This window comes from Rhizobium gallicum bv. gallicum R602sp (genome assembly GCF_000816845.1).
Classification (GTDB): domain Bacteria; phylum Pseudomonadota; class Alphaproteobacteria; order Rhizobiales; family Rhizobiaceae; genus Rhizobium; species Rhizobium gallicum.
Map to the genome: position 1 here is coordinate 2,890,007 of NZ_CP006877.1, position 19,675 is coordinate 2,909,681.

Sequence of the window (19,675 nt, forward strand, 5' to 3'; positions counted from 1 at the left end):
CAATCCGATCTCCCCCCTGGTGGAGGAGATGCCCGGAAGGATCGAGGGAGGTATTTTTCACCCCTCCACCAATCTATCCAGTTCCGGCAGCAGCACGACACTTTCCTGCTCGTTGGGATCTGTCCGCGCGATGATCGCGGTGCACGGCGTGCTGCTGAGGTTCGCCGGCAGGTGCGGGACGCCCGGCGGAATATAAAACAGCTCGCCGGCATGGACGACGACATGATGCTCCAGCTCGTCGCCGTACCAGGTGTGCGCTTCGCCGGACAGCATGTAAATCGCCGTTTCATGCGCCTCGTGCAGATGCGCCTTGGCGCGTACGCCCGGTGGGATCGTCAGAAGATGCATGCAGATGCCCTTCGCGCCGACCGTTTCCGCAGCGATGCCCTCGAAATAGCTCAGCCCCTGCTTGCCGCTATAAGCGTGGCTGGGGCGAATGATGTGGCAGGTGGGCTTTGATTTCGCATCCATCGTCATTCTCCATGAATTTTGCCGCGGCAAAGAAAACCGGCGATCATCATAGCACGCAAACCGCGGCGACGCGGGGAAAACAGGACTGGTAAAGCATCGATGCAAGCATCCGTCGTATCCGCAAAGGATCTCTGTCTCACCTACCAGACGAATGACGGGCCGGTGCATGCGCTGAGCGATGTCAATCTCGATGTCCGCAAGGGCGATTTCGTTTCCTTCATCGGTCCATCCGGCTGTGGCAAGACGACATTCCTGCGCGTCATCGCCGATCTGGAGAAAAAGACGTCAGGCGAGATCACCGTCAACGGCATGACGCCGGACGACGCCCGCAAGGCGCGCGCCTATGGCTACGTCTTCCAGGCGCCGGCGCTCTATCCTTGGCGGACGATCGAGAAGAACATCGCGCTCCCCCTGGAAATCATGAGTTATGCCGGCGCCGACCAGAAGAAGCGCATCGCCGAGGCACTGGATCTCGTCAATCTTTCCGGCTTCGAGAAGAAATTTCCGTGGCAGCTTTCCGGCGGCATGCAGCAGCGTGCCTCGATCGCCCGCGCACTGGCTTTCGACGCCGACCTGCTGTTGATGGATGAACCTTTCGGCGCACTCGACGAAATCGTCCGCGACCACCTGAATGAAGAGCTTCTGAAGCTTTGGGCGCGCACCAACAAGACGATTTGCTTCGTCACTCATTCGATCCCGGAAGCCGTCTACCTCTCCACGAAGATCGTCGTCATGTCCCCGCGCCCCGGTCGCGTCACCGACGTCATCGACTCCACGCTCCCGGCGCTGCGTCCCCTTGGCATCCGCGAAACCCCGGAATTCCTGGAAATCGCCCACCGCGTGCGTGAGGGGCTAAGGGCTGGGCATAGCTATGAGGAGTAGGAGGGCAGGCCTATGAAACCCGATACCCTCAAGGACAAATTCGTCCCCGTCGTGACGATCTTGCTGGCGCTCATCGTCGTCTGGTACGTCGCGGCGATTTTCATGAACGCGCCCTTCCAGCGGGACATGGATCAGCGCGGCAACGTCACCTCCACCACGATGGAATTCGTCGGAAAGACGCTCTCGCAGCCGAAGCCGATCCTGCCGGCGCCGCATCAGGTGGCAAGCAATGTCTTCGAGAACACCTTCCTCAGAAAACTCTCCAGCAATCGCAGCCTCGTCTACCACGCCGGCGTGACACTGTCCTCGACGGTTCTTGGCTTTGCGCTCGGAACCCTGCTCGGCATCGCGATCGCCGTCGGCATCGTCCATATCAAGACGCTCGATCGTAGCCTGATGCCGTGGATCATCGCATCGCAGACGGTGCCGATCCTGGCGATCGCGCCGATGGTCATCGTGGTGCTCGGCGCCATCAACATCACCGGCCTGATCCCGAAGGCGCTGATCTCGACCTATCTCTCCTTCTTTCCCGTCGCGGTCGGAATGGTGAAGGGCCTGCGCTCGCCGGAGATCATGCATCTCGACCTGATGCGCACCTATAATGCGACCGCTTTGCAAACCTTCTGGAAGCTGCGCGTGCCGGCCTCGATCCCTTTCCTGTTCACGTCGATGAAGGTGGCAATTGCCGCGAGCCTCGTCGGCGCAATCGTCGGCGAACTCCCGACAGGCGCGGTCGCCGGCATCGGTTCGAAGCTGTTGGCGGGTTCCTATTACAGCCAGACGATCGATATCTGGGCGGCACTCGTGGCAGGCTCCGTGCTGGCGGCCATGCTCGTTGCGATCGTCGGCCTCGTGGCGAAGATCGTCGACCGCGCAATGGGAGGCAGGCCGGCATGAAGAAGCTGAATATCTCCTGGCAGGCCTTCGTCGCTCTTTTTCTCTGCGCCGCGGCGCTGCTCTCGCTGCCGCTCCTTAGCGAAGCCGCCCCCCGCCCGTTCAGCGATGAAACGGTGACACTCGTCATCGTCATCGTCGCGGCATCCGCCCTCATTTCGGTAGCGCCTCTGCCGCGGCTCTATTCTGCGACCGTTCTTTTGATCGGCACTCATGTAGCCGCCTGGATGCTGCTTTCTGGCATTTCCGGCAATGAAGGCATGGCGACGAGGTCCTTTTTCTTGCTGATCGCCGCCTGCTGGCTGCTTGCCTGGCGCTGCGTCACCGTGCTTTGCGAGATCAAGCCTGCCTCGAATTTCGAAAGCTCGCTCCTGCGCCTGCTGATCCCTGCAATCTTCGGCGCCTGGATCCTGGTCGTTTGGGAAACGGCGACCCGTGGGGCGGGCATTCCCTTCGTGCTCCTACCGCCGCCAAGCGCTATTGGCGCACGTATCGCCGGGTCGCTGCAGATCCTCGGCGAAGACGTTAGGCAGACGATCTTCAAGGCCGTGTTGATCGGCTACGCCGTTGGCTGTGCCAGTGGCTTTATCGTCGCGATCCTGGCCGATCGCGTGGCGTTCCTGCGCCGCGGCCTGCTGCCGATCGGCAATATGGTCTCGGCGCTGCCGATCATCGGCGTTGCGCCGATCATGGTCATGTGGTTCGGCTTCGACTGGCCGTCGAAGGCCGCCGTCGTCATCATCATGACCTTCTTCCCGATGCTGGTGAACACCGTCGCGGGCCTGGCCGCGTCCGGCAGCATGGAGCGCGACTTGATGCGCACCTATGCCTCGAACTACTGGCAGACGCTGCTGAAGCTCCGGCTTCCGGCGGCCATGCCCTTCGTTTTCAATGCGCTGAAGATCAACTCGACGCTGGCGCTGATTGGTGCCATCGTTGCGGAATTCTTCGGAACACCGATCGTCGGAATGGGCTTCCGCATCTCCACCGAGATCGGGCGCATGAATGTCGACATGGTCTGGGCCGAAATCGCCGTTGCGGCGCTGGCAGGCTCGATTTTCTATGGAGCCGTCGCCCTCGCCGAAAGGGCGGTGACTTTCTGGCATCCGTCTATCCGTGGTGGCTAGACGTCGCTTTATTCTCGCAAATGGGATTGGGCATAACTTCAGAGGGAAAAGAAAATGAAAAAACTGATGGTTGCAATGATGGCAAGCGCAATGTCGCTCGCGGCTGCCCATGCAATGGCCGCCGACAAGGTGACGCTGCAGCTGAAATGGGTCACGCAGAGCCAGTTCGCCGGCTATTACGTCGCCAAGGAGAAAGGCTATTACGAGGAAGAAGGCCTCGACGTCGACATCAAGCCGGGCGGTCCGGACATCGCACCCGAACAGGTCATTGCCGGCGGCGGCGCCGATGTGATCGTCGACTGGATGGGTGGCGCGCTGGTTGCCCGCGAAAAGGGCGTGCCGCTCGTCAACATCGCCCAGCCCTTCCAGAAGTCGGGTATGGAGTTGATCTGCCGCAAGGACGGTCCGATCAAGTCCGAAGCCGACTTCAAGGGCCGCACCCTTGGCGTCTGGTTCTTCGGCAACGAATATCCGTTCTTCGCCTGGATGAACAAGCTCGGCCTCAAGACCGACGGCGGCGCGGATGGCGTGACCGTCCTGAAGCAGAGCTTCGACGTGCAGCCGCTCCTGCAGAAGCAGGCGGATTGCATCTCGGTCATGACCTACAATGAATACTGGCAGGCGATCGATGCGGGCTTCAAGCCGGAAGAGCTGATCGTCTTCAACTATACGGAAATGGGCAACGACCTTCTCGAAGACGGTCTCTACGCAATGGAAGACAAGCTCAAGGACCCGGCCTTCAAGGAAAAGATGGTCAAGTTCGTCAAGGCTTCGATGAAGGGCTGGAAATACTCGACCGAAAACCCGGATGAAGCAGCCGAGATCGTCGTCGATGCCGGCGGCCAGGACGAGAACCACCAGAAGCGCATGATGGGCGAAGTCGCCAAGCTGATCGGCGACGGCACCGGCAAGCTCGACCCGGCGCTCTACGATCGCACGGCCAAGGCTCTTCTCGACCAGAAGATCATCAACAAGGAGCCGGCCGGCGCCTGGACGCACGAGATCACGGACGCGGCTGCGAAGTAATTCCAGCCAATCCCAAAACGGAAACGCGCGGCGATACCCGCGCGTTTTCGGTTTTTTTAACGTCGCTTCAAAAAAGATCGGGGACGATGTCGCATCGGCAGGCTTTCGCACGTCATTAAGAATATACGGCTGCGATCAATCATCGGAATGACCACATAACCATCCGGTGATTGATCTGGACGTAAACGGCAATTAGTATGTTCGGATAGGGGAATTATTTTCTGCCGGCCTTGCGCATCGAGCAAATCGATACCAAGTACAAGCCGGATTTGCCGGAGGAGTGACTTCTCTGTAATAGAGACGGCAAATAATGCGGGAATGCCTCTGAGAACACAGAGACGAAATGGCCCTGTTCGCGAGCTGAGGGACAACGCGCGATTTTGGCTGATTATGTCATATAATTTGGATCACGACGCATGGCACGCACGCTGACTATACTACGCGCCTCCACCCTTTTGATCGCCGCGCTCGCGCTAACTCCCGCTTTCGCGCAGGAAACCGCAACCACGAAACCGCAGCAGAACCTGCCGGCGATCGTCGTGACCACCGCCAAAGTTCGCACGCTCGTCGACCGTGTCGTTGCGACCGGCACTGTGAAGCCGGTCGAGGAGGTCTATATCCAGCCGCAGGTCGAGGGCCTTTCGATCCGCGCGTTGAATGCCGATGTCGGCGACAAGGTTGCAGCAGACAGCACGCTTGCGACGCTGAACGACGACGCGCTGCTCTTGCAAAAGAGCCAGATGGTGGCAACCAAGGCGAAGGGCGAAGCAACGCTCGCGCAGTTGCGGGCACAACTGGTCGAAGCAGAGGCGAATGCCGAGCAGGCCCGCCAGCAGCAGGCCCGCGCGCAGGAAATGGGCAAGAAGGGCACGGTGTCCACTGCGACGGTGGAACAAGCAGATGCCGCTGCCGCTTCTGCCAATGCCCGTGTGAACTCCGCCGAGCAGGCGATCGAAGTTGCCCAGGCGGACCTCAAGGTCGTCGACAGCCAGATCGCCGACACGGATTTGAGGCTTGCCCGCACCGATGTAAGGACGCCAGTCGCAGGCACGGTTTCGGCAAAGAACGCCAAGGTTGGCGCGATCGCCCTGGGTTCGGGCGAACCACTCTTCACCATCATCCGTGACGACGATATCGAACTGGTCGCCGAAGTCGGCGAGAGCGATATCATCAAGATCGAGCCGGGCCAGAAGGCGACGATCTCGCTTGCCGGCAGCCGCGACAAGCTAACGGGTTCGGTGCGCCTCGTTTCGCCGACGGTCGACCCGACGACGCGCCTCGGCTTCGTTCACATCCTGATCGATGATGACAGCAAGGCGCGTTCGGGCATGTACGGCAGCGCCGAAATCATCATGAAGACGGCCGAGAACGTGGCTTTGCCGCTTTCGGCTGTCCTGACGAGCAGTGAAGGCTCGTCCGCCCGCAAGGTCGAAGACGGAGTTGTGAAATTCGCCGAAGTGGAAACCGGTATCCAGGACGGCGCCTATATTGAGATTGTGAAGGGCCTGAAGGACGGCGAGGAAGTCGTTGCCAAGGCCGGTGCTTATGTCCGCGACGGCGACCGCATTACGCCTGTTCGCGAACAGCCCGCTGCTTCCAACTGAGAGACGGCCCGATGAACTTTTCAGCCTGGTCCATCCGAAATCCCGTAGCGCCGCTGCTGCTTTTCGCGCTGTTGCTTTTTGTCGGCATTCAGTCCTTCAACAAGCTGCCGATCACGCGCTTCCCGAACATCGACGTGCCGCTCGTTTCGATTACCGTGACGCAGAGCGGCGCTTCGCCTGCCGAGCTCGAGATGCAGGTGACCAAGGAGATCGAAGACGCCGTCGCCTCCATCAACGGCATCGACGAAATCCAGTCCACGGTCACCGACGGTCAGTCGCAAACCAACGTGATGTTCCGCATGGAAGTGCCGACGGAGCAGGCGGTCCAGGACACCAAAGACGCGATCGACCGCATCCGCAGCGATCTTCCGGCCAATGTCGAGGAACCGATCGTCGCCAAGGTCGATGTCGAAGGCCAGGCGATCCAGACCTTTGCCGTCTCCTCGCCGGACATGACGCTCGAAGAACTCTCCTGGTTCGTCGACGATACGATCAAGCGCGCCCTCCAAGGTCAGGCCGGCATCGGCCGCGTGGACCGCTATGGCGGTGCCGAACGCGAGGTCCGCATCGAGCTCAACCCCGACAAGCTGAACGCCTACGGCATCACTGCCGCCAGCGTGAACAAGCAGCTGCACGGAACCAACGTCGACCTCGGCTCCGGACGCGGCCAGGTGGCCGGCAGCGAGCAGGCGATCCGCGTTCTCGGCGACGCCCGCAACGTGGCGGAACTCGCCAATACGACGATCGCCCTGCCGAACGGCCGTTTCGTCAAGCTCGACGAACTCGGCGCCATCAAAGACACCTATCAGGAACCGAAATCCTTCTCGCGTTTCGACGACACGCCCGTCGTTACCTTCGGCGTCTTCCGCTCCAAGGGCGCCAGCGAAGTCAGCGTGGCCGAAACGGTGGCGCAAAGCCTCGAAAAGGTGCGTGCGGAAAATCCAAATGTCGGCATCGAGCTGATCAACGACTCCGTCTACTTCACCTACGGCAACTATGAAGCCGCCCTCCACACCTTGATGGAGGGCTCGCTGCTGGCGGTCGTCGTCGTGTTCCTGTTCCTGCGGAACTGGCGCGCAACGCTGATTTCAGCGATCGCCCTCCCCCTGTCTGCGATCCCGACCTTCTGGATCATGGACCTGATGGGCTTCTCGCTGAACCTCGTCAGCTTCCTCGCGCTGACGCTCGCGACAGGTATCCTCGTCGACGATGCGATCGTGGAAATCGAAAACATCGCCCGGCACATCAAGATGGGCAAAACCCCCTATCGGGCGGCGATCGAAGCGGCGGACGAAATCGGTCTTGCCGTCATCGCCACGACGTTTACGATCATTGCCGTCTTCGTACCGGTCTCGTTCATGCCGGGCATTCCCGGCCAGTACTTCATCCAGTTCGGCCTGACGGTCGCCTTTTCGGTGTTCTTCTCGCTCGTCGTGGCGCGTCTCATCACTCCGATGATGGCCGCCTACCTGATGCGCGCGGAAGATGGCCAGGACGACCATCATGACAATGACGGCCTCTTCTTCCGCGGCTATACGCGTCTCGTGCGCGCCACGACCGCCCGCTGGTGGACGCGCTATGCGACGCTATTTGCGGCGATCGCCTTCCTGATCGGTTCGGTAGCACTGCTTGCCCAGGTTCCCGGCAGCTTCCTACCGCCGGAAGATGCGTCCCGCATCGTGCTTTCTGTCGAGCTGCCGCCGAACGCGACGCTCGAAGACACCGAACAGACGTCCAACGCGATCTACAACAAAGTCAAGGACATCAACGGCGTCGAAAGCGTCTTCGTTCTCGGCGGCGCATCCCCCAAGGGCGACCTTGAACTGCGCCGTGCAACGATCACGCTTTCGCTCTTCAAGCTGGACCACTCGCTGGTGAAGAGGGTTATCAACGATGTCTTTGGCTCCATCCCGGTCATCGGCCCGCATCTGCCGAAGGTCGAGGTCCATGGCCGCGAACGTCCACAATGGGATATCGAAAAAGAAGTCTTCGCCAGGGTGAAGGATATTCCCGACGTTCGAATCTTGAAGCTCAACGACCGCGGCGAGCGTGACCTGTCGTTCAACTTCCTCTCCAAGAACGAGAAGGACCTGAACGACGCCGTCGGCCTTCTGGAATCGAAGCTGCGTGCAGAACCGCTGCTGGCAAACGTCAGTGCCGAAGGCGCCCTGCCGCGTCCGGAACTGCAGGTTCGTCCGCGCAAGGACCAGGCGGCTCGCCTCGGTATCACGCCGGAGCAGATCTCCGATACGATTCGTGTCGCCACGATCGGCGACGTCGATGCGGCGCTTGCCAAGATCAACCTCGACGACCGCCAGATCCCGATCCGCGTTCAGACCGCAATCGATATGCGGCGCGATCTTGCGGCCATCCGTGCGCTGAAGATCCAGACGGCGAGCGGCGCGATCGTGCCGCTCTCGACCGTAGCTGACATCGACTATGCGGAAGGCGCAAGCTCGATCAAGCGCAACAACCGCAATCGCGTCGTCGCGATTGGTTCCGACCTGCCACAGGGCGTAGCTCTCGATACGGCATCGGCTCGCTTCCTGCAGATCGTCAAGGACACCCATATCCCCTCGACCGTGCAGCTTGTCGAAAGCGGCGACACGAAGGTCCAGAAGGAAATGCAGCAGAGCTTCGTCAACGCGATGCTGATGGGCCTGATGCTGGTTCTGGCCGTCCTGATCCTGCTGTTCAAGGATGTGATCCAGCCGTTCACCATCCTGTTCTCGCTGCCCCTGGCAATCGGCGGTGTGGCGGTTGCTCTGATCATCACCAACAATCCGCTCTCGATGCCCGTTCTGATCGGCAACCTCATGCTGATGGGCATCGTGACGAAGAACGCCATCCTGCTCGTCGACTTCGCAATCGAGATGCGCCGTCACGGCATGACACGCGTCGAAGCTATGGTGGAAGCCGGCCGCAAACGCGCCCAGCCGATCATCATGACCTCGATCGCCATGTCGGCCGGCATGCTGCCTTCGGCACTCGGCGTCGGCGAAGGCGGTTCGTTCCGTGCGCCGATGGCGATCGCCGTGATCGGCGGCATCATCGTCTCGACGGTGCTTTCACTCGTCGTCGTGCCGTCCTTCTTCCTGATCATGGACGACCTCTCGCTCCTGCTCGGGTGGCTCTTCGGCCGCCTTGTCGGCAAGAAGGATCAGGAGGAACTGGCGATGTCCCGAGAGGAACTGACGGGAGCTGTCGGCGCTCTCAGCGAACGGGTGGAGGCGATCGAGAACCCGGAACGCAAGCGCAAGAGCGCCAATGCCAACGACAAGAACGTGCTCCGCCTGCCGCCTTTCGCAGCGGAGTAAGCTTGCACTGAACAATGAAAGGCCGGGGCGAACCCGGCCTTATGTGGAATTGGAATCGCGAAAACTGTTTGCAGCGACCGTTATGAGCGCCTTTCCTATCAAAGGTATTTTTTTAACAGCGAATCTTTCAGATTTCGATTGTCTCACAGAACCTGGGGCCGTTTCGGCAGGATAACAGAACGGCCGCGGAGCATTGCGATTGCGCGCGCCGTCCATATCGCCGCCGTCATCGCCCTTGCATTTTTTCCGGCCGAACGCGGCAGCTTTCGCCGTTGGAAGAGAGCATTGCCGTCGAGCTTTTGACATCTCCACCGTTCGATGTGGAAGCGAAGCCGCCTGTTGCCGAAGCACGTAGCTCACCGCCCATTGCCTCTCAACCCGAGCCGCCCGCAAAGGAAGCAGCCCGGCGCCTAGGATACCACACCGGATTGAGGAACCACGCTTCGGCCAAAACAGCCCCTTCCCGCAGCGATCTTGGCCGACCCGCGAAGCAAACGGGCAAGCGAGGGCACGCGGCGGCTCGCAACCGGCGAACGCATTGTCAGCGCTGCAATGTCCAACCAATGGAACAGTCCATAGATGGAAGACCCAATTCACGCCGGATGTCCTGGTCGCTTATGCTACGGCGGATACCTTTCGGCCTGATCCTTCAAGCCGATGGCGGCGCGTTTCGAAGCAACCGCCATTGGTACAATATCGAATTCAAATGCGGCCGCGCCGGATATCGAGACGATCGTCGCATTCGAATTTTCAATTGGCGAAGAAATTCCTGAAAGCGAGTGGGAAACGCATTTCCTGCCCACGGACGACGAGGCTGACGAACGCTGTCGCCAATGTGGAGATACAGGAACCGGGGACGCGTCCGTTCTTAGAGCCCGCCCTGCTCCTTCAGGAAGCTTACGATGGGGCCGATGCCTTCGCCACGCTTCATGTCAGAGAAGACGAAAGGACGCGTCTCGCGCATGCGCGCCGCGTCGCGGTCCATGACGTCGAGATCGGCGCCGACATAGGGTGCGAGGTCCTTCTTGTTGATCACCAAAAGGTCCGACCTGGTGATGCCCGGCCCGCCCTTGCGGGGGATTTCCTCGCCCTGGCAGACGGAGATCACATAGATGGTGATATCGGCCAGATCGGGCGAAAATGTCGCTGCCAGATTGTCGCCGCCGGATTCGATGAAGACGACATCGAGGTCCGGAATGCGCTCATTCAGGCCAGCGATCGCCTGGAGATTGATCGTCGCATCTTCGCGGATTGCCGTATGCGGGCATCCACCGGTTTCCACGCCGACGATGCGGTCAGATGGCAGCGCCTGCATGCGCATCAGCGCTTCGGCGTCCTCGGTCGTATAGATGTCATTGGTGACGACGGCGATGGAATAGTCGTCACGCATCGCCTTGCAGAGCTTCTCCGTCAACGCCGTCTTTCCAGAGCCGACAGGCCCGCCGATGCCCACACGAAGAGGTCCGTTTCTTGATTTCATCTGTCACACTCCAATTCGACCGATGATAGCGTCCGGATAACGGCGCTGCCACCGGCAAATAGCGCAGATGCTCCGATCAGGAGCGGAAGAGCCTCGTTGTCTGCGTCTCGTGCCGCAGCGAGGCGATATCCGCCTGAACCGCCGCCGAACCCAGATCGTCAAGCGTCGAGCCGGACGCACGATGAGCCGTCGCGGCGATCGCCTCTTCCAGCCGCGCCAGGATAGCCACGCCGTCCTTCTGCCCGGCAACGCCGAGCCGGATGCCCGCCGAGACCGATTGCGAGACATAGGCATGCAGGAAGGCTGCAAGCGCATTTTGCAGTTCGATGCCATGCGCGCCGGCGACTGCGCCGACGGCAACGGGATAGGCAACAGCCCGCGGCAGGCGATCAACGACGGTATCGGGCCAGGCGCGCGCCGCCGCCAGAAAGGCATCGCCGAGCAGAGTGGTCTCCTGATGGCGCTCCCGCGAGCCGGCAAGGGCCTCCCCCAGCGCGGCAAGCTCCGCAAGCACTCCTGCATCCGATTGCCCACGCCAGCTCGCTGCAAAGAGCACGGCATCGTTCCAGATGCTCCCATGGGAAAGTAGCGTTTCGATCCATCCGTCCAGCGAGGCTGCATCCGTAACAAGCCTGTCGTGGACGGCGCGCTCGAGCCCGCCGGAATAGGCAAACGAGCCGACCGGAAAGGCCGGCGAGAGCCATGCCATGAGACGCAGCAAGGCCTGCAGGTCGCCGCTCTCACTCATTGCAGTTCAATCATGCGCGTGGTGGCCGTGGTCGTGCCCATGTGAGTGGCCGCCGTGTGAATGGTAGGCGCCGCGGGCGGGCTGGAAAGGCTCGGCGACCTCGCTAACCGTCGCTCCGAGCCCTTCGAGCATCGACCGGATCACGTGGTCGCGCAGAATCAGAATGCGCTCCTCTTCGATCTGCGCGCCGAGATGGCGGTTGCCGAGGTGCCAGGCAAGCTCGATGAGATGCAGCCGGTCCCGGCCCCTGATCTCGAAAAGCTTCTCGTCCGCAGCCTGGATTTCGATGAGTTCGCCGTCCTCCAGCACCAGCATGTCGCCGCTTGCAAACAGCACCGGCTCCTTCAGGTCGAGCATGACCATGTCGCCGTTATCGAGATGCAGGAGCTTACGACGCAAATGCCTCAGATCATGCGGCAGGACGACTTTGCCGATAGGATTGGAAGACGGGGTTCCGGCCGGAAGATAGGAGGTGACGCGCTGCATGACATGTCCGTTTCTGTGAGATCAAGACCATGCAAAATAGCGCCTGGCAGCGCAAGGCCCAATGCTTTCGCGCGGCCGTTATATGCCATAGGCGCGTTGCGTATCGTTAAAATCTGGCACTGCACCCTGGACGCCAAGGCCGCCCTCGACCAGATGGTGATGCCATGTGTGGTCGAGCGCGTTCCTTTCATGAACAACGCGGTTGCGGCCGAGCGCTTTTGCCAGATAAAGCGCCTTGTCGGCGGACGCATAAACGGCCTCCTTGCTGCGCCCAGGCAGAAGATCGGCAATACCGGCCGAAATAGTGATCGATATGTCGCAGCCGTCGGCAGCGATCGACCGTCGGGCAATCTGCGTCTTCACCGCTTCGATCTTCTGCAGCCGTTCCTCGACGTCACCGCCTGAAACGATAACGCCGAACTCTTCGCCTCCGAGACGGGCAACGACCGAAGAACCGTCGAATGCCGAGGCGAGAATTGCGGAAACGGCTATGATGACGGCATCGCCGCAGGCATGGCCGAAACGGTCGTTGATCGCCTTGAATCGATCGACATCGAAAATCACCAGCGAGGCGCCGTCATCGATGCCGTTGAGCGCTTCCGCAAACGCACGGCGGTTCAACAGGCCGGACAGCGTATCGATCCGGCTGAGCTTTTCGAACTCCGCGCGCGATACCGTCAGCTGGTGCATTGCATGGCCGACGATCAGCGAGAGAATTCCGCAGACAATGCCACTGAGAAGCCAGGACAGTGCAATGCTGTAGCTGATGGTAAGAGCGAGCGTGAAGGGCAGCACGCCGAAGAAGGCAAGCAACGGCATCACTGCGAGGATCAACAGGATCGACAGGATAACGGCGGCAAAACCCATCTTCAGCGCAAAGCTGAAAATCGTGCCGCGATGGTGAAAATTGCCAAGTTCAGCCTGGAGAAAAATCCAGCTCCTCATGAGAATCAACCTCCAGCTCGGCATCCCCGGAGATATCTGATTAGTGCTCAACTCCTGCCGGCTTCTTAAGCGATTCGTTAAAATTGGAACGAGTTTATACGATTTAATGTTGTATTCTTTTCTTGCTCCGAACGCACGCCGCAGCAAGCAAAACCGATAGCCTCCAATATAAATCCAAGCTATTGAAAATAAAAGACTATTATAAATCGACAGGATTTCGGCGTCGCAATCGGAAGTGATCGTTCTGGCGACAAATTTTCATCGCTTTATACAACCTTATGATGAGCAATTTTGATGCGGCGCTTTAAGAGCGCCAGCGGACGAAGCCGGCGCTCCTGGTTTGCTAAAAAAGGAAGTAGCGCTGCGCCATCGGCAGCACGGTTGCCGGTTCGCAGGTGAGCAGTTCGCCGTCGGCGCGCACCTCGTAGGTTTCGGGATCCACCTCGATATGCGGCGTCAGGCTGTTGTGTATCATCGATGCCTTGGAGATGCCGCCGCGGGTGTTCTTGACCGCAACGAGATCCTTGGCGACACCCAGCCTTCCCTTCAGCCCGGCATCGAGCGACGCCTGGGAAACGAAGGTGACGGAGGAATTGGTGAGGCTCTTGCCGTATGAGGCAAACATCGGCCGATAATGCACCGGCTGCGGCGTCGGGATGGAGGCGTTCGGATCGCCCATAGGTGCAGCGGCAATTGAGCCGCCGAGCAGCACCATGTCTGGCTTCACGCCGAAGAAGGCGGGGTTCCAGATGACGAGGTCGGCGCGCTTGCCGACTTCAATCGAGCCGATCTCATGGGAAAGGCCGTGAGCAATCGCCGGATTGATCGTGTATTTGGCGATGTAGCGCCGGACACGGAAATTGTCATTATCGCCCTTTTCTTCCTTCAGACGGCCTCGCTGGCGCTTCATCTTGTCGGCCGTCTGCCACGTGCGGATTGCCACCTCGCCAACACGGCCCATGGCCTGGCTGTCCGACGAGATGATCGAGAAGGCGCCGATATCGTGCAGGATGTCTTCTGCTGCGATCGTTTCCTTGCGGATGCGGCTTTCGGCAAAGGCGATGTCTTCCGGGATCGACGGCGAAAGGTGATGGCAGACCATCAGCATGTCGAGATGTTCGGCGATCGTATTGACCGTGTAGGGCCGCGTAGGATTGGTCGAAGATGGGATGACGTTCGATTGGCCGCAGATCTTGATGATGTCCGGCGCGTGGCCGCCGCCTGCCCCTTCCGTGTGAAAGGCATGGATCGTGCGGCCCTTGATGGCGCCGATCGTGTCTTCGACAAAGCCGCTTTCGTTTAGCGTGTCGGTATGGATCATCACCTGCACGTCATATTGGTCGGCAACCGTCAGGCAGCAGTCGATCGCGCCGGGCGTCGTGCCCCAGTCTTCGTGCAGCTTCAGCGAGGTGGCGCCAGCAAGCACCATTTCCTCTAGCGCGCCGGGCAGCGATGCATTGCCCTTGCCGGCGAAAGCGAGGTTCATCGGGAAGGCGTCGGCCGCCTCGATCATCCGGGCGAGGTGCCACGGGCCGGGCGTGCAGGTCGTCGCGAATGTACCATGCGCTGGGCCGGTGCCGCCGCCGAGCATGCAGGTAAGACCACTCATTAGCGCTTCTTCGATCTGCTGCGGGCAGATGAAGTGGATGTGGCTGTCCATCCCGCCGGCCGTCACGATCTTGCCTTCGCCTGCGATCGCCTCGGTGCCTGGTCCGACGATGATGTTGACGCCCGGCTGCGTGTCCGGGTTGCCGGCCTTGCCGATCGCGACGATCCGTCCGTCCTTGAGGCCGATATCGGCCTTCACGATGCCCGTATGATCGACGATCACCGCATTGGTGATGACGGTATCGACCGCACCGTTGGCGCGCGTCACCTGGCTCTGCCCCATGCCGTCGCGGATCACCTTGCCGCCACCGAACTTCACCTCCTCTCCATAGGTCGTGAAATCCTTTTCGACCTCGATGAAGAGCTCGGTATCGGCCAGGCGTACCTTGTCGCCAACGGTCGGGCCGAACATGCTGGCATAGGCGGCGCGGGAAATCTTGTGGGGCATATGTCAGGCTCCTTGGGAGGAAGAAAGAGACGTATCGGCAGGATGGCGCGTCAGCCGGCCATTGGCGATGTAGCTGTCGACAAGCTGCCTTTCGGCGGCGAAAGGATGCCACTCCCAGCCGGAATGACTGAAGCCGGCAAGGCCGATCTCGACCTTCGGAAACCTGCGGAAGGTCGCGGCAATCGCAATCATGCCGCTGCTCGGAACGACATAAGGCGCGGGATCAAAGGTAGCCAGGGCGTCGTCGACTGCTTCATGAATCACTTTCTTAACGACTATATGTTCCTTGCCAGCGTCCTCACAGAAGACGTTGAAGTGGATCGTATAATCGTCGCAGAAGTCGTCGAGCTCCGGATGCGAAACGGCGAGCGGCGCACGCAAGACGTTGAATTTTTCGGGGTCGCGGACGCTCCAGATTTCCGACGCCTCCATGACGGCCGGGTGCGTCCGCCACGTATCCGAACCCAACATCGCCTTGGCCGGGCGCCCGGTGTTGCAGACGGCGACGACGTCGGTGCGGCCGGGGCTTGCGGCATACGAGCGGCATTCGTTGAAACGGATCACGAAGTCCGCAGCCGCGATTGCCGCTGCTCCCGCCTCGCCGATTTCCCCATTGCCGACGATCATGATCTTGCGGCTCACCTCTGTCCCACCGCGTCGAAAAGCTCTTTGAGCTGCTTGGTGCGTTCATCGCTCAGGTTGGCAAGGCAACCTGCGACCAGCATAGGCTCCATCGTGCCGCCACGCGCCTGGAAGCCGTAAGCCTCGCACTGGGCGTCCCGGTAGGATATCCAGGCGCGCTGCGCGGTTAGCAGCGCTTTTTCGGCTCCGCGATCCTTCTCGTCCAGATCCTTGTCGGTCGCCGCGAGCGCTGCGCGCGTCTTCTTCCACTGCTCGTTGAGCGCCGTGTCGGCCGCCTCGTATCGAGACTGCTCGCAGAAAGTCATGTCGGCCTGCGTCTTCGGGTTCTTGCAATCCGGCTCCTGGGCCTGCGCGGCACCAGCCACGATCATTCCCGCCGCGGCACCGGTCAGGTACAAATTCAACCGCATCGACTTCCTCCCGGTTTTCCTTCTCAGAGCTTGCCCATCACGAGCTGGCGGAAGCCATAGACTTCACGCTTGCCGGAGAGCGGGATCAGCGTCACGGAACGCGTCTGACCCGGCTCGAAACGCACGGCCGTGCCCGCCGGGATGTCGAGGCGCATGCCCTGCACCTTGTCGCGATCGAAGGCGAGGCCGGCATTGGTTTCGGCAAAATGGTAGTGGCTGCCGACCTGCACCGGGCGATCGCCGGTGTTCGACACTTCAATGATGACGGTCGGTGCACCGGCGTTTAATTCGATGTCGCCGCTTGCGGCAATGATTTCGCCTGGGATCATCTTAATTTTCCTCACGCCGCCTTCACGGGCACGCAGCCCTCGGCCTTCAAGATACGTTTCGTCGATGCCGGATATTTGGCGAGCATGGCGGCCGGGCGCACCGGGCGGCAAGTGAACTCACCGCCGCAATTGGGGCATTCGCCCTGGAGCACATCGCTTGCACAGTCGGCGCAGAAAGTGCACTCGAAAGTGCAGATCATTGCCTCGCGGCTTTCCGGCGGCAGGTCCTTGTCGCAGCATTCGCAGTTCGGACGAAGTTCGAGCATTGCGACCTCCTCAGCGGATCGGTTCGTGGACGGTGACGAGCTTGGTGCCGTCCGGGAAGGTCGCTTCCACCTGCACATCATGGATCATCTCGGGCACGCCCTCCATCACCTGATGCCGGCCGATGACATGAGCGCCCGCTTCCATCAGTTCGGCGACCGGGCGGCCGTCACGGGCGCCTTCCACGACAAAGTCGGTGATCAGCGCGATCGCTTCGGGATGATTGAGTTTCACGCCGCGTTCGAGCCGGCGCCTCGCCACCATCGCCGCCATGGAGATCAGCAGCTTGTCTTTTTCTCTCGGAGTGAGGTTCATCGTCCATCCATCTGCTTTGAAACTAGAGATTCCAGACTTTCGGCACAGGCGCACCGTTGCGCAAGGCGGAAATAACCGGGATCAGGATTTTTCTGAGGGCAAAGCCGTCAGCGGCTGCAGCGCGAATGACGAGCTTGCCGTTCCAAGCGCTGGCGCCTGCCGCCTGTCCGCCGAGCAGCGGGCGCACGCTCGCGAGATAGGCTTCTGCAAGCGGCCCGGCATAGAGCAACGTTGCAAAGGCCACCTGTCCGCTGAGGACGGGCTGGCGAGCAGTCAGCGCGCCGATGGCGCCATCAAGCCGCAACTCCTCGGCATGGATCAGCCTACCAGCGCGGCGAATGCGCCAGCGATCACGGAAAAGGCCGGTCTCCATCTTCTCGCCCATCGCCTTGCGGCCGAGCAGGATCGCCTCGACGGCCAGGAACTCCGCCGTCTCGTCGAGATCGACGTCGAGGCGGCGGAACAGCGAGGCGCGATCGAACAGGATCGTCTCCTGCGGCAGCCAGTCGACCCGTGCATTCGCGCCGGCCTCGATCGTTGTCGTGACTTCGGCCGTTCCAGCGGATGCCTTGTAGATCTTCTCGCAGGCCTGTGTGGTCACATCGATACGCGTGGTTGGACCTGCAACGACGCTCCAGTTCATCTGGTCGCCTCCGGTCAACCCGCCCGCCGTATTGATGATGACCGCCTCCATGGAAGCATCGAAAGTCTCCGGGAGGCGTATTTTGGCGGCACCTTCCTGATAGAGTTCGCGGATGCGCGCCCGTCCGTCCAGCAGCTTCGCGGCCAGGTGCCCGCGCCCCTGTGCCCTTTGTGGCCCGGTGATTGCCGCCGCGATCGTCATTCCATCCCCTTGTGCCTTCGCCGTTTGCCCGGCCGTTCTCATTCAATGCCGCAAATAATTGAAAGCAAGCAATTTTTATGCCGCCTGCCGATCTTGAAGGAACGGCGGCAGACAGGGTTGCCCAGAACATGGAAGCTGCCTTGGAAAGCGGCACATGCCGCTCAGACGGTCAGGTGGCGCCTGGCCTCGGGCGTATCGAGCGTTTCGGCCAAACCCTCGTGGACGATCTCGCCGCGGTCCATGATGTAGACGTAGTCGGCAAGCTCGCGGCAGAAGTCGAGATACTGCTCTACGAGCAAGATCGCCATGCCCGTCGAGTCGCGCAGATAGCGGATTGCCCTGCCGATATCCTTGATGATCGACGGCTGGATGCCTTCCGTCGGCTCGTCCAGAACAAGGATCTTCGGCCGCGTCACCATGGCCCGACCGATCGCCAGTTGCTGCTGCTGTCCGCCGGAAAGGTCGCCGCCGCGACGGGACAACATCGACTTCAGCACCGGGAAGAGGCTGAAGATATCGTCGGGAATGTTGCGGTCGCGGCGGCCAAGCGGAGCAAAGCCGGTTTCGAGGTTTTCCTTGACGGTGAGCAGCGGGAAAATCTCGCGCCCTTGCGGCACATAGCCGATACCCTGCTTGGCGCGCGCATAAGGCGGCAGGCCGTTCAACGCCACGTCATTGAAGCTCACGGTTCCGGCCGACAGCAGATGCTGGCCGGTGACGGCGCGCAGAAGAGAACTCTTCCCCACGCCGTTCCGCCCCAGCACGCAAGTGATCTTACCCATCTCCGCCTTGATCGAGATCCCGCGCAACGCTTGTGCGGCGCCATAGTGCAGGTTTGCGTTTTCGACTGTCAGCATGAGGCCGCCTCCTGGCGCGTTGCGGGTTCAAGGGCCTCTCCCCAACCCCTTCCCACAAGGGGCAGTGGCTGACTGGAAGCGACCGTCTCGCTTTCCATCAACCCATGCAAAAGCGGGTAATCATGGCAATGAGGGAACGACCCGGTTAGACCCCTCTCCCTTGTGGGAAGGGGTTCGGGAAGGCTCAGCGCCCTGCCAACGACAAACAGATCAATCATCCCTCATCGCCCCAAATAATTTTCGATCACCTTCGCATCGGAACTCACGAAATCGATCGACCCTTCGGCAAGCACGCAGCCTTCCGCCAGGCAGGTCACCTTGACGCCGAGGTCGCGGATGAAGCCCATGTCATGCTCGACGACGACGACTGAACGAGTCTTGGCGATTTCCCGGAGCAGGATCGCCGTCTCCACGGTTTCGGCATCGGTCATACCGGCAACCGGCTCGTCGACCAGCAACAGCTTCGGCTCCTGTGCGAGCAGCATGCCAATCTCCAGCCATTGCTTCTGCCCGTGAGACAGACTGGCTGCCAGCTCGTCGCTACGATGCGTCAGCCGCACGGTCTTGAGGATTTCCTCGATGCGCGCCTTGTCGTCGGACGAGAGGCGATAAAAGAGCGTCGGAAAAACGCCGCGCTTGCGATTCAGCGCGAGTTCCAGATTGTCCCAGACCGTATGGCTTTCGAAGACGGTCGGCTTCTGGAATTTGCGGCCTATGCCGAGCTGGGCGATATCGGCTTCATCTTTCTTGGTGAGATCGATCTCGCCGTTGAAATAAACCTCGCCCTCGTCAGGCCGCGTCTTGCCGGTGATGATGTCCATCATCGTCGTCTTGCCGGCGCCGTTGGGGCCGATGATGGCGCGAAGCTCGCCGGGCTCGATGACGATCGAAAGCGAGTTCAGTGCCTTGAAGCCGTCGAAGGAAACCGAGACGTTGTTGAGGTAGAGCACGCTGTTGGGTTTGATATCCGGGATCATA

21 protein-coding genes are annotated in these 19,675 nt (G+C 60.6%); 7 read left to right on the forward strand and 14 right to left on the reverse strand.

The features are described from left to right. Nucleotides 1-57: 57 nt before the first annotated feature. Nucleotides 58-471: a cupin domain-containing protein gene (locus tag RGR602_RS14305; RefSeq protein ID WP_039845654.1), complete on the reverse strand. Its 414-nt coding sequence runs from the start codon at nt 469-471 to the stop codon at nt 58-60. Between the two features lie 99 nt (nt 472-570). Here RGR602_RS14305 and RGR602_RS14310 point away from each other — a divergent pair, with 99 nt between their 5' ends. From RGR602_RS14310 to RGR602_RS39710, 7 genes are all read left to right on the forward strand, one after another. Further along, nucleotides 571-1,353: an ABC transporter ATP-binding protein gene (locus RGR602_RS14310; protein WP_039845655.1), complete on the forward strand. Its 783-nt coding sequence runs from the start codon at nt 571-573 to the stop codon at nt 1,351-1,353. A gap of 12 nt (nt 1,354-1,365) precedes the next feature. Further along, on the forward strand, nt 1,366-2,250 hold the full coding sequence (locus tag RGR602_RS14315) for an ABC transporter permease (protein ID WP_039845656.1): 885 nt from the start codon (nt 1,366-1,368) through the stop codon (nt 2,248-2,250). Further along, the gene (locus RGR602_RS14320; RefSeq protein WP_039845657.1) at nt 2,247-3,374 is read left to right on the forward strand and encodes an ABC transporter permease; all 1,128 of its coding nucleotides are present in this window, start codon (nt 2,247-2,249) and stop codon (nt 3,372-3,374) included. The genes RGR602_RS14315 and RGR602_RS14320 overlap by 4 nt, the downstream gene beginning before the upstream one ends. 54 nt (nt 3,375-3,428) lie before the next feature. After that, nucleotides 3,429-4,400 carry an ABC transporter substrate-binding protein gene (locus RGR602_RS14325; RefSeq protein WP_039845658.1) on the forward strand — a complete coding sequence of 324 codons (972 nt, stop codon included), beginning with the start codon at nt 3,429-3,431 and terminating at the stop codon, nt 4,398-4,400. 416 nt (nt 4,401-4,816) lie between these two features. Then, on the forward strand, nt 4,817-6,004 hold the full coding sequence (locus RGR602_RS14330) for an efflux RND transporter periplasmic adaptor subunit (RefSeq protein ID WP_039845659.1): 1,188 nt from the start codon (nt 4,817-4,819) through the stop codon (nt 6,002-6,004). 11 nt (nt 6,005-6,015) lie between these two features. Next, nucleotides 6,016-9,321, forward strand: a complete 3,306-nt coding sequence (locus tag RGR602_RS14335; RefSeq protein WP_039845660.1) for an efflux RND transporter permease subunit — start codon at nt 6,016-6,018, stop codon at nt 9,319-9,321. A gap of 563 nt (nt 9,322-9,884) precedes the next feature. Further along, complete coding sequence (locus RGR602_RS39710; protein ID WP_082046550.1) at nt 9,885-10,094, forward strand: DUF930 domain-containing protein; 210 nt, start codon at nt 9,885-9,887, stop codon at nt 10,092-10,094. Nucleotides 10,095-10,189: 95 nt separating this feature from the next. On the opposite strand, the gene ureG is transcribed toward RGR602_RS39710, so the two are convergent. The 13 genes from ureG to urtD form a co-directional block, all read right to left on the reverse strand. Next, nucleotides 10,190-10,801, reverse strand: coding sequence for an urease accessory protein UreG (ureG, locus tag RGR602_RS14345; RefSeq protein WP_039845662.1), 612 nt, complete (start codon nt 10,799-10,801; stop codon nt 10,190-10,192). Nucleotides 10,802-10,877: 76 nt separating this feature from the next. Beyond that, entirely contained in the window at nt 10,878-11,549 is a 672-nt protein-coding gene (locus RGR602_RS14350; RefSeq protein ID WP_039845663.1) for an urease accessory protein UreF, read from the reverse strand. Nucleotides 11,550-11,555: 6 nt separating this feature from the next. Continuing rightward, the gene (gene ureE, locus RGR602_RS14355) at nt 11,556-12,035 is read right to left on the reverse strand and encodes an urease accessory protein UreE (protein WP_039845664.1); all 480 of its coding nucleotides are present in this window, start codon (nt 12,033-12,035) and stop codon (nt 11,556-11,558) included. Between the two features lie 78 nt (nt 12,036-12,113). Continuing rightward, nucleotides 12,114-12,980 carry a GGDEF domain-containing protein gene (locus RGR602_RS14360; protein ID WP_039845665.1) on the reverse strand — a complete coding sequence of 289 codons (867 nt, stop codon included), beginning with the start codon at nt 12,978-12,980 and terminating at the stop codon, nt 12,114-12,116. A gap of 343 nt (nt 12,981-13,323) precedes the next feature. Further along, nucleotides 13,324-15,036, reverse strand: coding sequence for an urease subunit alpha (gene ureC, locus RGR602_RS14365; RefSeq protein ID WP_039845666.1), 1,713 nt, complete (start codon nt 15,034-15,036; stop codon nt 13,324-13,326). A 3-nt stretch (nt 15,037-15,039) separates the two neighbouring features. Beyond that, a complete protein-coding gene (locus RGR602_RS14370) occupies nt 15,040-15,663 on the reverse strand; it encodes a hypothetical protein (protein WP_039846892.1) in 624 nt (207 codons plus the stop codon). 11 nt (nt 15,664-15,674) lie between these two features. Further along, on the reverse strand, nt 15,675-16,088 hold the full coding sequence (locus tag RGR602_RS14375; RefSeq protein ID WP_039845667.1) for a lysozyme inhibitor LprI family protein: 414 nt from the start codon (nt 16,086-16,088) through the stop codon (nt 15,675-15,677). A gap of 23 nt (nt 16,089-16,111) precedes the next feature. After that, complete coding sequence (locus RGR602_RS14380) at nt 16,112-16,417, reverse strand: urease subunit beta (protein WP_039845668.1); 306 nt, start codon at nt 16,415-16,417, stop codon at nt 16,112-16,114. Between the two features lie 11 nt (nt 16,418-16,428). Next, nucleotides 16,429-16,683, reverse strand: a complete 255-nt coding sequence (locus RGR602_RS14385; RefSeq protein ID WP_039845669.1) for a DUF1272 domain-containing protein — start codon at nt 16,681-16,683, stop codon at nt 16,429-16,431. Nucleotides 16,684-16,693: 10 nt separating this feature from the next. Beyond that, nucleotides 16,694-16,996, reverse strand: coding sequence for an urease subunit gamma (locus RGR602_RS14390; protein WP_022716975.1), 303 nt, complete (start codon nt 16,994-16,996; stop codon nt 16,694-16,696). Nucleotides 16,997-17,018: 22 nt separating this feature from the next. Further along, nucleotides 17,019-17,840 carry an urease accessory protein UreD gene (locus RGR602_RS14395; protein WP_039845670.1) on the reverse strand — a complete coding sequence of 274 codons (822 nt, stop codon included), beginning with the start codon at nt 17,838-17,840 and terminating at the stop codon, nt 17,019-17,021. A gap of 161 nt (nt 17,841-18,001) precedes the next feature. Further along, nucleotides 18,002-18,697, reverse strand: coding sequence for an urea ABC transporter ATP-binding subunit UrtE (gene urtE / locus RGR602_RS14400; protein ID WP_039845671.1), 696 nt, complete (start codon nt 18,695-18,697; stop codon nt 18,002-18,004). Between the two features lie 221 nt (nt 18,698-18,918). Beyond that, nucleotides 18,919-19,674 (reverse strand): urea ABC transporter ATP-binding protein UrtD, encoded by a 756-nt coding sequence (gene urtD / locus RGR602_RS14405; protein ID WP_039845672.1) that lies wholly within the window; start codon nt 19,672-19,674, stop codon nt 18,919-18,921. Nucleotide 19,675 lies beyond the last annotated feature (1 nt).

What these genes read in the sequence shown, in the direction of transcription:
- RGR602_RS14380 (WP_039845668.1), bottom strand. Translation starts at nt 16,417, where the DNA reads ATGATCCCAGGCGAAATCATTGCCGCAAGCGGCGACATCGAATTAAAC.
- ureE (WP_039845664.1), bottom strand. Translation starts at nt 12,035, where the DNA reads ATGCAGCGCGTCACCTCCTATCTTCCGGCCGGAACCCCGTCTTCCAAT.
- ureG (WP_039845662.1), bottom strand. Translation starts at nt 10,801, where the DNA reads ATGAAATCAAGAAACGGACCTCTTCGTGTGGGCATCGGCGGGCCTGTC.
- urtD (WP_039845672.1), bottom strand. Translation starts at nt 19,674, where the DNA reads ATGATCCCGGATATCAAACCCAACAGCGTGCTCTACCTCAACAACGTC.
- RGR602_RS14310 (WP_039845655.1), top strand. Translation starts at nt 571, where the DNA reads ATGCAAGCATCCGTCGTATCCGCAAAGGATCTCTGTCTCACCTACCAG.
- RGR602_RS14320 (WP_039845657.1), top strand. Translation starts at nt 2,247, where the DNA reads ATGAAGAAGCTGAATATCTCCTGGCAGGCCTTCGTCGCTCTTTTTCTC.
- urtE (WP_039845671.1), bottom strand. Translation starts at nt 18,697, where the DNA reads ATGCTGACAGTCGAAAACGCAAACCTGCACTATGGCGCCGCACAAGCG.
- RGR602_RS14350 (WP_039845663.1), bottom strand. Translation starts at nt 11,549, where the DNA reads ATGAGTGAGAGCGGCGACCTGCAGGCCTTGCTGCGTCTCATGGCATGG.
- RGR602_RS14305 (WP_039845654.1), bottom strand. Translation starts at nt 471, where the DNA reads ATGGATGCGAAATCAAAGCCCACCTGCCACATCATTCGCCCCAGCCAC.
- ureC (WP_039845666.1), bottom strand. Translation starts at nt 15,036, where the DNA reads ATGCCCCACAAGATTTCCCGCGCCGCCTATGCCAGCATGTTCGGCCCG.
- RGR602_RS14330 (WP_039845659.1), top strand. Translation starts at nt 4,817, where the DNA reads ATGGCACGCACGCTGACTATACTACGCGCCTCCACCCTTTTGATCGCC.
- RGR602_RS14395 (WP_039845670.1), bottom strand. Translation starts at nt 17,840, where the DNA reads ATGACGATCGCGGCGGCAATCACCGGGCCACAAAGGGCACAGGGGCGC.
- RGR602_RS14375 (WP_039845667.1), bottom strand. Translation starts at nt 16,088, where the DNA reads ATGCGGTTGAATTTGTACCTGACCGGTGCCGCGGCGGGAATGATCGTG.
- RGR602_RS14360 (WP_039845665.1), bottom strand. Translation starts at nt 12,980, where the DNA reads ATGAGGAGCTGGATTTTTCTCCAGGCTGAACTTGGCAATTTTCACCAT.
- RGR602_RS14325 (WP_039845658.1), top strand. Translation starts at nt 3,429, where the DNA reads ATGAAAAAACTGATGGTTGCAATGATGGCAAGCGCAATGTCGCTCGCG.
- RGR602_RS39710 (WP_082046550.1), top strand. Translation starts at nt 9,885, where the DNA reads ATGGAACAGTCCATAGATGGAAGACCCAATTCACGCCGGATGTCCTGG.
- RGR602_RS14315 (WP_039845656.1), top strand. Translation starts at nt 1,366, where the DNA reads ATGAAACCCGATACCCTCAAGGACAAATTCGTCCCCGTCGTGACGATC.
- RGR602_RS14335 (WP_039845660.1), top strand. Translation starts at nt 6,016, where the DNA reads ATGAACTTTTCAGCCTGGTCCATCCGAAATCCCGTAGCGCCGCTGCTG.
- RGR602_RS14390 (WP_022716975.1), bottom strand. Translation starts at nt 16,996, where the DNA reads ATGAACCTCACTCCGAGAGAAAAAGACAAGCTGCTGATCTCCATGGCG.
- RGR602_RS14385 (WP_039845669.1), bottom strand. Translation starts at nt 16,683, where the DNA reads ATGCTCGAACTTCGTCCGAACTGCGAATGCTGCGACAAGGACCTGCCG.
- RGR602_RS14370 (WP_039846892.1), bottom strand. Translation starts at nt 15,663, where the DNA reads ATGATCGTCGGCAATGGGGAAATCGGCGAGGCGGGAGCAGCGGCAATC.